Source organism: Bradyrhizobium ferriligni (assembly GCF_056837965.1).
This window is the reverse complement of the sequence record NZ_JBXEJO010000003.1, coordinates 60,260-75,470: the sequence shown is the minus strand read 5'-3', so window position 1 is coordinate 75,470 and position 15,211 is coordinate 60,260. Positions and strand designations below refer to the sequence as shown.

Below are 15,211 nucleotides of genomic sequence, written 5' to 3'. Positions count from 1 at the left end.
CCTTAAGCCAGGCCCAAAGCGGCGACGACGAGATCGATCGCCTTGATGCCGATGAACGGGATGATGATGCCGCCCAGGCCGTAGATCATCAGGTTGCGGCCGAGCAGCGCGCCGGCACCGACCGCGCGATACTTGACGCCCTTCAGCGCCAGCGGGATCAGCGCGATGATGATCAGCGCGTTGAAGATGATCGCCGACAGGATCGCGCTCTGCGGGCTCGCCAGGTGCATCACGTTCAGCACCTGGAGCTGCGGATAGAACGCGAGGAACATCGCCGGGATGATCGCAAAGTACTTCGCGACGTCGTTGGCGATCGAGAACGTGGTCAGCGCGCCGCGGGTCATCAGCAGCTGCTTGCCGATCTCCACCACCTCGATCAGCTTGGTCGGATTGGAATCGAGGTCGACCATGTTGCCGGCTTCACGGGCAGCCTGCGTGCCGGTGTTCATGGCGACGCCGACATCGGCCTGCGCCAGCGCCGGCGCGTCATTGGTGCCGTCGCCGCACATCGCGACCAGCTTGCCCTTGGACTGCTCGTCGCGGATCAGCTTGAGCTTGTCCTCGGGCGTTGCCTGCGCCAGGAAGTCGTCGACGCCGGCCTCGGCCGCGATCGCCGCCGCGGTCATCGGGTTGTCGCCGGTGATCATCACGGTGCGGATGCCCATGCGGCGCAGTTCGGCAAAGCGCTCGCGGATGCCGCCCTTGACGATGTCCTTGAGATGCACGACGCCGAGCAGCTTGCCGTCCTTGGCGACGGCCAGCGGCGTGCCGCCGGCCTTGGCGATCTCGTCGGCGATCGACTGGATCTCGCGCGCTTCGGCGCTCATCGTCGCCGCGACCGCGCGGACTGTGTTGCCCGAGGCGACGGTGCGGGGCGAGCCGCCGTCGACATAGGCGAGGATGGCGTCGACCGCGCCCTTGCGGACCGACGAGGAGCCTGCATCGATGCCGCTCATGCGGGTCTGCGCGGTGAACGGCACGAAGGTCGCGGCCAGCTCATGCATGTCGCGGCCGCGAATGCCGTATTTCTCCTTGGCCAGCACCACGATCGAGCGGCCTTCCGGCGTTTCGTCGGCGAGCGAGGCGAGCTGCGCCGCGTCGGCGAGGTCCTGCTCCGAGACGCCGCGGATCGGACGGAATGCGGTCGCCTGGCGGTTGCCGAGCGTGATGGTGCCGGTCTTGTCCAGCAGCAGCGTATCGACGTCGCCGGCAGCCTCTACCGCGCGGCCGGACATCGCCAGCACGTTGAAGCGCACCAGGCGGTCCATGCCGGCGATGCCGATCGCCGACAATAGCGCGCCGATCGTGGTCGGGATCAGCGTCACGAACAGCGCCACCAGCACCACGACCGAGATCGAGCCGCCGGCATAGGCCGCATAGCTCGGGATCGTCACCGTGGCGAACACGAAGATGATGGTGAGACCCGCCAGCAGGATATTGAGCGCGATCTCGTTCGGCGTCTTCTGCCGCTCGGCGCCCTCCACCAGCCTGATCATGCGGTCGATGAAGGTCGAGCCTTGCGCTGCGGTGATGCGGACGCGGATCCAGTCCGACAGCACCTGGGTGCCGCCGGTGACCGCGGAACGATCGCCGCCGGACTCGCGGATCACAGGCGCGGATTCACCGGTGATCGCCGCTTCATTCACCGAGGCCACGCCCTCAATCACCTCACCGTCGGACGGGATGTTGTCGCCGGCCTCGACCAGCACGACGTCGCCGACCTTCAGCGAGGTGCCGGGCACCATGCGATAGGTCCGGTCGGTGCCGGTGAGCAGCTTGGCCTGGCTCTCGGTGCGGGTCTTCTTCAGCGATTCCGCCTGCGCCTTGCCGCGGCCCTCAGCGACGGCCTCGGCGAAGTTGGCGAACAGCACCGTGAACCAGAGCCAGAGGATGATCTGGAAGGTGAAGCCGAGATTGGCGCTGCCGGTGACGAGGTCGCGGACGAAGATCACCGTGGTCAACGCGGCCACGACCTCGACCACGAACATCACGGGATTCTTCGCCATCAGGCGGGGATCGAGCTTGACAAAGGCCGAGCGGATCGCCGGCACCAGGATCTTCGGGTCGAACATGGTCGACGCCGTCACCTGCTTTTGCAGTCTTGTGGTTTCCATGGTTGTCACTCCGGACAATTCGATCAGAACAGGGTGTTGGCGTTCATCGCGAGGTGCTCGACGATCGGCCCGAGCGCCAGCGCCGGGAAGAATGTGAGACCGCCGATGATCAGGATCACGCCGATGACGAGGCCGACGAAGAGGCCGCCGGTGGTCGGGAAAGTGCCCGCCGAGGCCGGGATCGACTTCTTCTCGACCAGCGAACCCGCGATCGCCATCGCCGGCACGATCATGAAGAAGCGGCCGACGAACATCGCGGAGGCGAGCGTCAGATTGTAGAACAGGGTGTTGCCGGTCAGGCCCGCGAAGGCCGAGCCGTTATTGCCGGTCGCCGAAGTAAAGGCGTACAGCACCTCAGTGAAGCCGTGCGGGCCGGAGTTCGCCATCGAGGCCACCGCCGACGGCAGCACCACGCCGACCGCGGTCCAGCCGAGATACATCAGCGGCAGCACCAGGATCGCGAGCATCGCCATCTTGACCTCGCGCGCCTCGATCTTCTTGCCGACATATTCCGGGGTGCGGCCGACCATCAGGCCGGCGACGAAGATCGCCAGCACGACGAACAGCAGCATGCCGTAGAAGCCGGCGCCGACGCCGCCGATGATGACCTCGCCGAGCTGCATGTTGATCAGCGGGATCATGCCGCCGAGCGCGGTGAAGCTGTCATGCATGGCATTGACCGCGCCGCAGGAGGCCGCGGTGGTGACGACGGCGAACAGCGAGGATGCGACGATGCCGAAGCGGACCTCCTTGCCCTCCATGTTGCCGCCGGTGAGGCCGAGCGCGTGCAACGCAGTGGTGCCGTTGGCTTCCGCCCAGTAGGTGACGGTGACGCCGGCGACGAACAGGATGCCCATCACGGCGAAGATCGCCCAGCCCTGACGCTCGTTGCCGACCATGCGGCCGAACACGTTGGTCATCGCGGCGCCGAGCGCGAAGATCGAGACCATCTGCACGAGATTCGACAGCGCCGTCGGGTTCTCGAACGGATGCGCGGCGTTGGCGTTGAAGAAGCCGCCGCCATTGGTGCCGAGCATCTTGATCGCGACCTGCGAAGCCACCGGACCGAGCGCGATGGTCTGCTTGCCACCCTCCAGCGTGGTCGCGTCGACATAGGCGCCAAGCGTCTGCGGCATGCCCTGCCAGACCAGGAACAGCGCATAGACGATGCAGATCGGCAGCAGCACGTAGAGCGTGCAGCGCGTGACGTCGACCCAGAAATTGCCGACCGTGCGCATCGACGAGCGGGTGAAGCCGCGGATCAGCGCCATCGCCAGCGCGATGCCGGTCGCCGCCGACAGGAAGTTCTGGTGGGTCAGGCCGACCATCTGGACCAGATAGGACAGCGTGCTCTCGCCGCCGTAGTTCTGCCAGTTGGTGTTGGTGATGAAGGAGATCGCGGTGTTGAAGGAGAGATCCTCCGATACCGCCGACTGTCCGGCTGGGTTGAACGGCAGCACTGCCTGCAGCCGCATCAACCCGTAGATGATGGCGAAGCCGCCGACGTGGAACAGCAGCATGGCGACCGTATAGGTCAGCCAGTGCTGCTCGCGCCGCTCGTCGACGCCGCCGACCCAGTAGATGCCGCGCTCGACCGGGCGCAGCACGGGCGATAGGAAGGTGCGCTCGCCATTGAACACGCGGGTCATGTACCAGCCGAGCGGTTTGACCAGCGCGGCAACGATCGCGCAAAACAGAATAATTTGAATCCAGCCGATGACGGTCATTGCGTCAAACCTTTCGAATGGGAGCGAAGCGCAGCATCGACGCGAACAAGCCGAGCAACAGCCCGGTCAGCATCGCGTCGGCTAACAGAATTGTGCAAAGCGTGAGCATCGCGGGCCGCCTAGAAGCGTTCGGGCCGCAGCAATGCGTAAGTGAGGTAGAACAGCAGGCCGAGCGAGACGAGGCCGGCGAGCGAATAATCGAAGATCATCGCCGCCTCCATTACAGCCGTTCGCAGGCGTAGGCGTAACCGATGCCGGCCGCGAAGAAGCCGACCGCAAGCGCCGCCATGAGAATGTCCATCATGAGTGACTCCTATGCATCCGAGGGAGCGCGGGGCGACCGTATAAGCGCTCCGCGCCGGATGGCCGTGAGGTGCCATCCGGGGCATAGGTTTTCGAGAGGTGGCGAATAAGGACGTTATAGGAATCGTATAAAGGCGGCAGGCGACTCTCCGCAGTCGTCCTGGCGAAAGCCAGGACCCATAACCACAGGTCCGAGTTTTGCGATGGCTGGGGCCCCAACCTGATCTCACAAGCAGATTCGGAGGTAATGGGTCCTGGCTTTCGCCAGGACGACAACTTGGCCTTTATGGAATCCCTATATCTCCGTCCCTCGCCTCATCTCGTTTTCAAATGGCGGTCCGGCCATTTTTGGCTTGCGGCCAATGCCTTGAGCTTCAATTTCCTGGGCCGCGCAAGACGAGATGACGCCATGTCAGTGCTTTCCCAAAACACCTCCATCGATCTCGGCGAACGGCTGCGCGATGCCTATGCGGTGACAGCCGAATTCATGGCCGACATCATCAGCCAGACCTGCCGGCGCTTCCCGTCGGTCGGACAGAGCGGCAAGACCCACCGCGTCGAGCGCCTGATCCAGTCGGGCGCCTGGACCGACGCCGCGATCGCGCTGCTCGATCTGGAACTGCCGCAGTGGCAGATCCGCCGTCTGGTCTATGACGAGGGCGAGTGGCACTGCGCGTTGTCGCGCGAACGCGAGCTGCCCGATTGGCTCGACCAGTCGATCGAGACCCGCCACGCCGATCTTGCGCTCGCGATCCTCAGCGCCTTCGTCGAGGCGCAGCGGATCTCCTCACCCGATAGCCGAACCAGCGTGCCGACCGTCCGTCGCGACACGCCCGCGCTGTACGAGCCGCTGTTCGTCGACAATATCGGCTGAAGGCGGCGCGGCCGTGGATACCAAACAACCGCCGCGGCAGCTGCAGTCGGTCCAGGTCATGGTCCGGTTCGGCTTCCGGCTTGCCATCATGATCGGCTTTGCCGTGTTCGCCGGTGTCGGCTTCGGCAAGGGCCTCGTCACGCTGTTGTGGATGTCGGCCATGATCTGCGCCTTTGCCGGGATCGCCAAGCGCGAAATGCCGTTTGCCGCAAACCTCAACCACTGGGACGAGATGACCGCCTATGTCGCGCTGTGCGCGCTCGGCACCGGCATCGTCCAGCGTCTCTGAATCCATCCCGGAAAATCCTATGCCGCTCCTATGAAGTCGGCCGTCCTTCGCGCTCGATTTCATATCCGGCAAATCAGACATTGATCGCGTGACTGTGACTGAAGCGTTTTCGAGCGAACCGGATACCGGTTCGCGTTCGGAAAACGCGTCAGAACGAAAGAAGGACTACAACCGTGAAACTCGTCGAACCTCCCTCGTGTAGCGCCGCATCCACCATCGTCTTCATCGGCCGCAACCATCGCGGCCAGTGGGTCGCCCAGCAACAGAACGGCCTCTATGGCGGCCTGTTCGTCAACCGCGCCCAGGCCGTCAAATACGCGCTGTTCGAGAATGGCCAGCATCCCGAAATGATCGTCGAGCTGTCGCGAGAGATCGAGCTCGATATGCGCGGCGAGACCGCGAGCCTCCCCGCAAGCCGCGTGGCGTGAGCCGCCCATGACCTGGCAAACGGCTGCGAAAGCCGACACGGCCGCATGGCTGTCGGGCTTCATCCCCGATCTTCCGACCCCCTTCAGCCATCGGGGCGAAATCGACGCGGAAGCATTCAGCCGGCTGTGCGAACGCCAGATCGCGGCGGGTGCCACCGCGCTGGTGGTCGGCGAGACCGCCGGTGAAAGCGCGACGCTTGAGCCCGCGGAACGCGCGCAGCTCGTGCGTATCGCCGCAGGCGTCGCGCGCAAGCGGGTTCGCATCATCGCCGGCGCCGGATCGAACGCGACGGATCGCGCCGTCACATTCACCCGGTCCGCGGAAGCCGCCGGTGCCGACGCAGTCATGTCGGTCGTGCCCTATTACAACAAACCGATGCCACGGGGCACGGCGGCGCATTTCCGCGCCGTCGCCGCGGCCACCACGCTGCCCGTCATCCTGCACGACATTCCGTCGCGCACGGTGAAGCGCCTTGCCGACGAGACGCTGCTCGAGCTCGCCGCATCGCCGCGCTTCGTGGGATTGCGCGACGGCAGTGGTGACGTTGCCCGGCTGGCGCGCCTGCGCTCACGCCTGCCGGCGACATTCCGGATGCTGACCGGCGACGACGCCGCGTCGCTGGCCTGGCTCGCCGCCGGTGGCGATGGCTGCATCTCTGCCGTGACGAACGTCGCGCCCGATCTGTATGTGGCCGTTCACAGGCATTTCCGCGAGGGACGGTTGTATCAGGCGCGGGAGTTGCACCAGCGGCTGGTGCCGCTTGCGACCTTGCTGGAGCGCGAGCATCCCGCCGTATTGAAGTTCGCGCTGGCGCTTCTGGGATTCATGCAGCCGGCGACGCGGCTGCCGATCGTGCAATTGAACGGGTCGGCAAAGGCCGAGGTCTCGCAAGCGATGGCTGAGCTTGCCGACCAGTACCTCGCAGCCGCGCATTGAGATTTTGCCGACCCGACATAAGCCATCGCAATGCACAATGCGATCAGCACACGGTGCCCGTGACACGACGCCAACTTGAGGTTCCGAAACGGCGCCCCATATCCACGGCAAGGGAGTGCTTGCCGTGCACACCACCTTCAAGGCGGCCCTCGTTGTTGCGACCGTCCTGGTCGCTCTGGTTGTCTCCATCCGTCCCGGTCCGGCCGCGGACAACAGCCATCTTGCCCTGACCATTTCAATCGACGGGGCAATCGGGCCGGCAGCGGCCAGCTACGTCAAGGACGGCCTGGCCAAGGCCGCCGAGCGTCGCGCCGAAATTGTCATCCTGCGTTTGAATACGCCGGGCGGTCTCAGCACCAGCATGCGTGAGATCATCGCCGACGTGTTGGCCTCGCCCGTTCCCGTGGTCGGCTACGTTGCGCCATCCGGCGCCCATGCCGCGAGCGCCGGGACCTACATCCTCTATGCGACCCATCTCGCGGCCATGGCGCCCGGCACCAACATCGGCGCCGCGACGCCGGTGCAGATTGGCGGCCCGATACCGGGGCTGCCGGGCAGCACACCGGACAAGGGCGGCAAGGACCAGAAGGACGGCGGCCATCCGTCCGAAACCAAGGATGCCATGACGGCGAAGGTGACGAATGATGCCGTTGCCTTCATCCGCAGCCTCGCCGAATTGCGTGGCCGCAATGCCGACTGGGCCGAGAAGGCGGTGCGCGATGCCGCCACCCTCTCCGCCAACGCCGCGCTGCAAGCTAACGTCATCGATCTCACCGCACGCGATCCGGCCGATCTGCTCAGGCAGGTCGATGGCCGGACCATCGAGCTTCCCGGCGGCAAGACGCAACGCCTGGCGACCAGGGAAGCCGCGATCGAGGCCATCGATCCCACCTGGATCGCGCGCGCGCTCGCGGTCATCACCGACCCCAACATCGCATTCATTCTCCTGATGGTCGGCATCTACGGCCTGATCTTCGAGTTCATGTCGCCCGGTGCCGTGGCGCCGGGGGTTGTCGGGACGATCTGCCTGCTGCTCGGTCTCTACGCGCTCAACATGCTGCCGATCAACTACGCCGGCTTCGCCCTGATGCTGGTCGGGATCGCGCTGCTCGCAATCGAAGCCTTCAACCCGACCGTCGTGATCGGCCTCGGAGGAATCGTCGCCTTCGTGCTTGGAGCAGCCATGCTGTTTCGGATCGAGGCGCCCGGATACCGGCTATCATGGCCGGTCATCGGCATCGTCGCCGCGATGTTCACCGGGCTCATTCTCGTCGTGCTCGGCGCGCTCCGCCGCGCGCGCAAGGGCCCGGTGCGGATCGGTGCGCAAGCCATGCGCGGGCTATCGGCCGAGGTGCTCGACTGGTCCGAGACCACGGGTCACGTCTTCACCAACGGCGAACGCTGGCAAGCGCGCAGCACCGAGACGTTCACGGCGGGAGACACGGTCGAGGTCGCCAACATCATCGATTTGACGCTGGTGGTACGGCGCGCGCCGGCCTCCCCCGGCGAAGGAGGTACAGCATGATGCTTGATTATTTCACCTATGCGGCGATCGCGCTGCTGATCATCGTATTCCTGACCCAGGCCGTGCGCGTGCTGCGCGAATACGAGCGCGGCGTCATCTTCACGCTCGGCCGTTTCACCGGGGTGAAGGGCCCGGGCCTCATCATCCTGATTCCGGTGGTGCAGCAGCTGGTGAAGGTCGATCTCAGGGTGGTGGTGCAGGTGGTGCCGCCGCAGGACGTGATTTCGCGCGACAACGTCTCGGTCAAGGTCAACGCCGTGCTCTACTTCCGCATCGTCGATCCCGAGCGCGCCATCATCAAGGTCAGCGACTACATGGCTGCGACCAGCCAGCTTGCGCAGACCACGCTGCGCTCGGTGCTCGGCAAGCACGAGCTCGACGAGATGCTGGCGGAGCGCGACAAGTTGAACGCCGACATCCAGGAGACTCTCGACAGGCAGACCGACGTCTGGGGCATCAAGGTCACCGGGGTCGAGATCAAGGATATCGATCTCAACGAAACGATGGTGCGGGCGATCGCCAAGCAGGCCGAGGCCGAGCGGCTGCGGCGCGCCAAGGTGATCAACGCGATGGGCGAGCAGCAGGCCGCCGAGAAGCTGGTCGAGGCCGGCAGGATCCTTGCCCAGGAGCCGCAGGCGATGCAGCTGCGCTACTTCGCAGCGCTGCACGACATTGCCGGCGAACGCTCCTCGACCGTGGTCTTCCCGCTCCCGATGAACCTGCTCGATCATCTGGCGCCGCGACGTGAAGCGACGTGAACCAGGACCCTAGCTCCCGCGATGCTTGGCCCGCCACGCAGGTCCCGGACCGCGCATGTAATGCGCCTCGGGCCGGTAGCTGCTGATCGGCTCCTCGCCGATCCAGGCAAGAAATGTGAGCAGCCCTTCTGCGGCGCGGCGCGGCAGGGCAGCGATGAACGAAGCCGCGCGCATCTCAGTAGTCCCACTTCTCGCCGAGCACGACCGGCGCCCGTGGATATCTCTCGGCGTCGCCGCCGAGCATGCCGACATTGAGATGGGTCCGCGCCCAATCCTCGTGGCCGCGATGCAGCAGCAGCTCATTGCGCAGCCGATGAATCTTGGCGGCGGCGATCGCGCGGTGAACAGTCCTGAAGACGAGGCCGATCCGCCGGAACGTTCGCCGCAGCATCAAGGGCATGGCGCCGGCCGAACCGTGCGGCCGGGCATCGTGGTAATGGAGCAAGGTCATGTGCCACCTTCCCGTTTGGCGGCGCGCGCGAGCGCACCGCATCACGGCAAAAGATGCAGGGAAGGCCGTAGGAATTCGAGAGCAGCCGCAGCCCTGTCACATAGCCGCGGCATAAGCGTCCGGTCGCGGTCCGTGCACCGCGGCCATGCCGCAAATCGCGACATTTCGGACAATTTTACCCTAATCGGCCGCGTGAGGGGCCGGTTTACGGTCGGCGGCAAGACCGGTAACCTCGCCTCCCAATGCGACGTGGAGAGTACCCATGCGGCCCAAGGATCAGATCAACTGGATGCTGTCGGATGCGATCGAGGCGCTCGCCCGCGCCGAACGGTTGCACCAGAGCTTCCTCAATTTGCACCCGCGCGCCGGAAGCACCGAGCCGAGCTGGGAACCGCCGACCGACGTGATCGAGACCGAGGATGAAATCCTGATCCTGGTCGCGTTGCCGGGGGTCGATCCTGACGAGGTCGAGGCCGCGCTCGACGGCGGCACGCTGGTGATCTCCGGCCGCCGCACCCTGCCCCCTGAACTCCGCAACGCCCGCATCCTGCGCCTCGAACTGCCGCAGGGCCGGTTCGAGCGCCGCATCGCGCTGCCGACCGGCCGCTACACCATCAGCCGCTTTGCCGCGCATGGCTGCGTCGGCCTGCGGCTCGGAAAGTCGAGCTAAAGGATTTCGACATGGCTGCCTCAGACGTTTCAAGCCCAGCATCGACTTCGACGCCGATCCCGAGCGACGCGCTGATCATCGTCCCGGTGCGCAACACCGTGCTGTTTCCGGATGTCATCATTCCGATCACGATCGCGCGCGCGACGTCGATCGCCGCGGCCCAGCAGGCGGTGCGCGAGCAGCGGCCGATCGGCATCCTGCTGCAGCGCGATCCCGAGACCAACAATCCCGGTCCCGACGGGCTTTACCGCGTCGGCACAACAGCCAACATCGTGCGCTACATCACCGGCGCCGACGACACTCACCACCTGGTCTGCCAGGGCGTGCAGCGCATGCGCGTGCTCGACTATTTGCCCGGCACGCCGTTCCTCGCCGCCCGCGTGCTGCAGATCCCGGAGCCGACCACCACCTCGCCCGAGATCGAGGCGCGCTTCCTCAATCTGCAGCGCCAGGCGCTGGAGGCCGCGCAATTGCTGCCGCAAGTGCCGCAGGAGCTGATCGCTGCGCTGCAGGGCACCACCTCGCCGGCAACCCTCGCCGACCTTGCGACGTCCTACATGGACATCAAGCCGTCGGAGAAGCAGGACATCCTGGAAACCATCGATCTCGTGGCGCGGATGGACAAGGTGTCGCGTCACCTCGCCGAGCGCATCGAGGTGCTGAGGCTGAGCCAGGAGATCGGGCAGAAGACCAAGGCCGTGTTCGACGAGCGGCAGCGCGAGGCGATCCTGCGCGAGCAGATGGCAACGATCCAGCGCCAGCTCGGCGAAGGCGACGGCAAGGCTGCGGAAGTCGCCGAGCTGACCAAGGCGATCGCCGATGCCAAGATGCCGCCGGAGGCCGAAAGCCAGGCGCAGAAGGAATTGCGCCGCTACGAGCGGATGCCGGAGGCCGCGGCCGAGTCCGGCATGGTGCGCAGCTATCTCGACTGGCTGATCGACCTGCCCTGGAGCCTTCCGGAGGAGAAGCCGATCGACATCGCGGAGGCGCGCAAGATCCTCGACCAGGACCATTACGGCCTTGAGAAGATCAAGAGCCGCATCATCGAATATCTGGCGGTGCGCAAGCTCGCGCCCGGCGGCAAGGCGCCGATCCTGTGCTTCCTCGGCCCGCCCGGCGTCGGCAAGACCTCGCTCGGCCAATCGATCGCACGCGCGATGTCGCGGCCGTTCGTTCGTGTTAGCCTTGGCGGCGTGCATGACGAGGCCGAGATCCGCGGCCATCGTCGCACCTATATCGGCGCGCTGCCCGGCAACATCATCCAGGCGATCAAGAAGGCCGGTGCGCGCAATTGCGTCATGATGCTCGACGAGATCGACAAGATGGGCCGCGGCATCCAGGGCGATCCGTCGGCCGCGATGCTCGAAGTGCTCGACCCCGAACAGAACAGCACGTTCCGCGACAATTATCTCGGCGTGCCGTTCGACCTCTCGCGCGTCGTGTTCATCGCCACCGCCAACATGCTCGACGGCGTGCCCGGGCCGCTGCTCGACCGCATGGAGCTGATCAGCCTTGCCGGCTACACCGAGGACGAGAAGCTCGAGATCGCCAAGCGCTACCTGGTGCGGCGCCAGCTCGAGGCCAACGGAATCAAGGTCGAGCAGGTCGAGATCGATCTGGATGCGCTGCGGCTGATCATCCGCAGCTACACCCGCGAGGCCGGCGTGCGCAACCTGGAGCGCGAGATCGGCAAGGTGCTGCGCAACGTCGCGGTGCAGATCGCCGAAGGCAGCACCAGCCACGTCACGATCGCGCCGAAGGACATCGTATCGCTGCTCGGCCAGCCGAGGTTCGAGAACGAGATCGCGATGCGCACCAGCATTCCCGGCGTTGCCACCGGCCTCGCCTGGACCCCGGTCGGCGGCGACATCCTGTTCATCGAGGCGTCGCGCACCCCGGGCCGCGGCGCGCTGATCCTCACCGGCCAGCTCGGCGAGGTGATGCGCGAGAGCGTGCAGGCCGCGCTGACCCTGGTGAAGAGCCGCGCGTCCCAGCTCGGCATCGATCCCGGCGTGTTCGAGAAGAGCGACATCCACGTCCACGTTCCCGCCGGCGCGACGCCGAAGGACGGCCCGAGCGCGGGCGTTGCGATGTTCACCGCCCTCACCTCGCTGCTGACCGACCGCACGGTGCGCAGCGACACCGCGATGACCGGCGAGATCTCGCTGCGCGGCCTCGTGCTGCCGGTCGGCGGCATCAAGGAGAAAGTGGTTGCCGCCGCGGCTGCCGGTCTGACCCGCGTGATGCTGCCGGCGCGCAACAAGCGCGACTTCGACGACATCCCCGCCGGCGCCCGCGCCAAGCTGGAGTTCATCTGGCTCGAACGGGTCGACGAGGCGATCGCAGCAGCGCTGGAGGCCGCCAAGACGACGCCCGCCGCCGCGGAGTGATCGCGTCTCAAACGCAACAAGAGGGCGTGACGGCGATCGCTGTCACGCCCTCTTGCGTTGCAGATACCGGAGCGGTGCCGCTCAGCTCTTCCCCATGCATTCTTCGATGTAGAACCAGCGGTCGTCGCCGGTCAGGCCTTTCGACTTCACCTCGGCGCGGCAGGCCTTCAGCTTGGGCTTGTTGGCCTTCCACTTCGCCTTCATGTCCTTCAGCTTCTGCATGGTGAGCTTGACCTTCGACGGCTTGGCCTCGGTGGTCTGGGCTGACGCGGTGTGCAGCGAGCCGGCGAGAAGCAAGGCGGCCACAAGACAGCTTGCGGTACGAAACATGACTGAAATGTCCCTTGATTATCTGTTGAATTGAACGGCGTAGAGCTTCTTGTCTGGCGCGTTTTCTTCACGCGAACCGGCATCCACTTCGCCCGAAAACGCTTCGGGCCGCGCGCGGGATGCCAGATGTCCCGCGCGCGGCCCGGTCTGCGATCAGAGGATTTTGACCGCGCTGAGCAGCGTCATGTAGACGCCCCACGCCAGCGGAATGCCGACGAACAGCCAGAACAGCGCCGCCTTGGCGTCGAGCCCGCCAAACCCGATTCCGTAGGAACCGTGCGGTCCGGCCGCCGCGGCGCTGGCGCTCGCATCCTGCAGTTTGGCGACCTCGGCGTCGCTCATATGCCATTTCGGATCGACCGGCTTGATCAGGTAGTTGCAGATCAGGCCCGCGATCAGCATAGCGCACAGGATGTACATCGTGGTGTTGTAGAGCTGGTCGCGCGGCACGCCGGCGGCCAGCTGGAACTCGCGAATGTAGTTCACCACGACAGGACCGATGATGCCGGCGGTGGACCACGCCGTCAGCAGACGGCCGTGGATGGCGCCGACGAACTGGGTGCCGAACATGTCGGCGAGATAGGCCGGCACGGTGGCGAAGCCGCCGCCATACATCGACAGGATGATGCCGAAGCCGAGCACGAACAGAAGCTTCGATCCCATCGCGGCGAAGGTCGGCGCCAGCGCGTAGAGCGCGATGCCGAGGATGAAGAACGTGTAGTAGGTGTTCTTGCGGCCGATCTTGTCCGACAGCGACGCCCAGAAGAACCGGCCGCCGATGTTGAACAGCGACAGCAATCCGGCAAAGCCGGCCGCGATCGCCGCAATCTGCGCCTTCTGTCCGGCATCGAGCTGGTTGAAGCCGACATTGGGCAGGCCGATCAGCTTGCCCGCGAAGATCTCCTGCAGCATCGGCGAGGCCATGCCGATCACGCCGATGCCCGCCGACACGTTGAGGCAGAGCACCCACCAGATCAGCCAGAATTGCGGCGTCTTGTGCGCGTTGTCGAGATGGACGTGCTTGCTCGAGATCATCGCGTTGGCCTTCGTCGGCGGCGTCCAGCCCTCGGGCTGCCAGCCGGCCGGCGGAATGCGATAGCGGAACGCGCCGATCATCATGCACACGAAATAGATCGCGCCCATGGCGAGGAAGGTCTCCCAGACGCCGACCGAGGTCGGGGTCTTGAAGTAATTCATCAGCCTGTCGGCGAGCGGGGCGCCGATCATCGCGCCGCCGCCGAAGCCCATGATCGCCATGCCGGTCGCCATGCCGCGCCGGTCGGGGAACCATTTCACCAGCGTCGACACCGGCGAGATGTAGCCGAGGCCGAGGCCGACGCCGCCGATCACGCCGGAGCCGAGCCACATCAGCCAGAGCTGGTGTGTGTAGACGCCGAGCGCGCCGATCACGAGACCGCCGGCCCAGCACAGCGCCGCGACGAAGCCGGCCTTGCGCGGACCGACCTTCTCAAGCCAGCCACCCCAGATCGCGGCGGAGACGCCGAGGAGCACGAAGAACAGCGTGTACATCCACCCCAGGCTCGCGACCTTCCAGTCGCAGGTGGTGGTGAACAGCTCCTGCACCAGCGAGATGTCGGGGCACGCCTTCGGCGCGGTCAGGCCGATCGCGCGCGACAGCGGCAGCCAGAACACCGAGAAGCCGTAGGCCATGCCGATGCACAGATGGATGCAGAGCGCGGCCGGCGGCACCAGCCAGCGGTTGAAGCCGGCGGTCGCGATTGTATGTTCCTTGTCGAGGAAACCTGCACCTGACGCGGATACGCGTCCGGCGCTGCTCACTGTGGTCATTGACACCTCCCCTGCAGCCGCCATTACGACAGGCGCATCTGCGTCTTCGATCCCGTCTCAGCCCATTGCGGCCAGCGTCAGCCGGCTGCGCCGCACATTTCCTCAATGCGCCGGGACCAACCACGCACATTCCGGAAATGCTAACCCCCAATACGACCGGATATGCCCGGCCGTGCAGCCCGTGATCTGGACACAGGCCCAGTCGTTGTCCGTCGATGCGCCCACACTCGAGCACAACTCCATCACCACAACCCGGCGGACATTATCAATTCGCGCAGAATGGAAAATAGGTGTCGATAGGCAAAAGGTAGATATCAAGCTGCATCTAGCTGGTACGCGGCAACGCAGCATTCGAATTGCCTATCGCTCCATTGATCTTCTCGATCAAGAAGACGATCCGGGCGTCGCTGCGTTCGGTGATCTCGACCTTGTCGCCGGTCTCCTGGATCAGGGCCGGGATATCGATCACCGAAAGCGGATCGGTGCAATGCACCTCGAGGAAATCTCCCGCCGTCACGCTCCTGAGGGCCTTGCGCGTCTTCAGCGCCGGCAGCGGGCATTTCAGGCCGGTGAGATCGAGCTTCGTCGTTGTCATGGTTCGACCAT

General features: G+C 65.4%; 16 protein-coding genes. 8 read left to right on the top strand and 8 right to left on the bottom strand.

Annotated elements, in window-relative coordinates; all coding sequences use genetic code 11:
* Positions 1-2 precede the first annotated feature (2 nt).
* From kdpB to AC1VNY_RS02375, 3 genes are all read right to left on the bottom strand, one after another.
* Positions 3-2,114 carry a potassium-transporting ATPase subunit KdpB gene (gene kdpB / locus AC1VNY_RS02385; RefSeq protein WP_482403956.1) on the bottom strand — a complete coding sequence of 704 codons (2,112 nt, stop codon included), beginning with the start codon at positions 2,112-2,114 and terminating at the stop codon, positions 3-5.
* 23 nt (positions 2,115-2,137) lie between these two features.
* Entirely contained in the window at positions 2,138-3,841 is a 1,704-nt protein-coding gene (kdpA, locus tag AC1VNY_RS02380; RefSeq protein ID WP_482403955.1) for a potassium-transporting ATPase subunit KdpA, read from the bottom strand.
* A gap of 119 nt (positions 3,842-3,960) precedes the next feature.
* A complete protein-coding gene (locus AC1VNY_RS02375; RefSeq protein ID WP_016846764.1) occupies positions 3,961-4,050 on the bottom strand; it encodes a K(+)-transporting ATPase subunit F in 90 nt (29 codons plus the stop codon).
* A 503-nt stretch (positions 4,051-4,553) separates the two neighbouring features.
* On the opposite strand from AC1VNY_RS02375, the gene AC1VNY_RS02370 reads away from it, so the two are divergent.
* From AC1VNY_RS02370 to AC1VNY_RS02345, 6 genes are all read left to right on the top strand, one after another.
* A complete protein-coding gene (locus AC1VNY_RS02370) occupies positions 4,554-5,018 on the top strand; it encodes a hypothetical protein (protein WP_482403954.1) in 465 nt (154 codons plus the stop codon).
* A 13-nt stretch (positions 5,019-5,031) separates the two neighbouring features.
* Positions 5,032-5,307, top strand: coding sequence for a hypothetical protein (locus AC1VNY_RS02365; RefSeq protein ID WP_482403953.1), 276 nt, complete (start codon positions 5,032-5,034; stop codon positions 5,305-5,307).
* 173 nt (positions 5,308-5,480) lie between these two features.
* Positions 5,481-5,735 (top strand): hypothetical protein, encoded by a 255-nt coding sequence (locus AC1VNY_RS02360; RefSeq protein ID WP_069278093.1) that lies wholly within the window; start codon positions 5,481-5,483, stop codon positions 5,733-5,735.
* Positions 5,736-5,742: 7 nt separating this feature from the next.
* Complete coding sequence (dapA, locus tag AC1VNY_RS02355; protein ID WP_482403952.1) at positions 5,743-6,672, top strand: 4-hydroxy-tetrahydrodipicolinate synthase; 930 nt, start codon at positions 5,743-5,745, stop codon at positions 6,670-6,672.
* A gap of 115 nt (positions 6,673-6,787) precedes the next feature.
* On the top strand, positions 6,788-8,197 hold the full coding sequence (locus tag AC1VNY_RS02350; RefSeq protein WP_411783518.1) for an NfeD family protein: 1,410 nt from the start codon (positions 6,788-6,790) through the stop codon (positions 8,195-8,197).
* Positions 8,194-8,955: a slipin family protein gene (locus AC1VNY_RS02345; protein WP_028332707.1), complete on the top strand. Its 762-nt coding sequence runs from the start codon at positions 8,194-8,196 to the stop codon at positions 8,953-8,955. The genes AC1VNY_RS02350 and AC1VNY_RS02345 overlap by 4 nt, the downstream gene beginning before the upstream one ends.
* 9 nt (positions 8,956-8,964) lie before the next feature.
* Here the strand turns inward: AC1VNY_RS02345 and AC1VNY_RS02340 are convergent, their stop codons facing one another.
* Both AC1VNY_RS02340 and AC1VNY_RS02335 read right to left on the bottom strand, forming a co-directional pair.
* Positions 8,965-9,129 carry a hypothetical protein gene (locus AC1VNY_RS02340; protein ID WP_482403951.1) on the bottom strand — a complete coding sequence of 55 codons (165 nt, stop codon included), beginning with the start codon at positions 9,127-9,129 and terminating at the stop codon, positions 8,965-8,967.
* A gap of 1 nt (position 9,130) precedes the next feature.
* Positions 9,131-9,406, bottom strand: a complete 276-nt coding sequence (locus tag AC1VNY_RS02335) for a hypothetical protein (RefSeq protein ID WP_482403950.1) — start codon at positions 9,404-9,406, stop codon at positions 9,131-9,133.
* Positions 9,407-9,668: 262 nt separating this feature from the next.
* Here AC1VNY_RS02335 and AC1VNY_RS02330 point away from each other — a divergent pair, with 262 nt between their 5' ends.
* The gene (locus tag AC1VNY_RS02330; protein ID WP_028332710.1) at positions 9,669-10,076 is read left to right on the top strand and encodes an Hsp20/alpha crystallin family protein; all 408 of its coding nucleotides are present in this window, start codon (positions 9,669-9,671) and stop codon (positions 10,074-10,076) included.
* 11 nt (positions 10,077-10,087) lie between these two features.
* Positions 10,088-12,466, top strand: a complete 2,379-nt coding sequence (gene lon / locus AC1VNY_RS02325; protein WP_482403949.1) for an endopeptidase La — start codon at positions 10,088-10,090, stop codon at positions 12,464-12,466.
* Between the two features lie 81 nt (positions 12,467-12,547).
* Here lon and AC1VNY_RS02320 read toward each other — a convergent pair whose 3' ends face one another.
* The 3 genes from AC1VNY_RS02320 to AC1VNY_RS02310 form a co-directional block, all read right to left on the bottom strand.
* Positions 12,548-12,796, bottom strand: coding sequence for a hypothetical protein (locus tag AC1VNY_RS02320; protein ID WP_028342462.1), 249 nt, complete (start codon positions 12,794-12,796; stop codon positions 12,548-12,550).
* Between the two features lie 153 nt (positions 12,797-12,949).
* Complete coding sequence (locus AC1VNY_RS02315; RefSeq protein WP_482403948.1) at positions 12,950-14,605, bottom strand: OFA family MFS transporter; 1,656 nt, start codon at positions 14,603-14,605, stop codon at positions 12,950-12,952.
* Positions 14,606-14,930: 325 nt separating this feature from the next.
* Complete coding sequence (locus AC1VNY_RS02310) at positions 14,931-15,200, bottom strand: sulfurtransferase TusA family protein (RefSeq protein ID WP_028332714.1); 270 nt, start codon at positions 15,198-15,200, stop codon at positions 14,931-14,933.
* Positions 15,201-15,211: the final 11 nt, after the last annotated feature.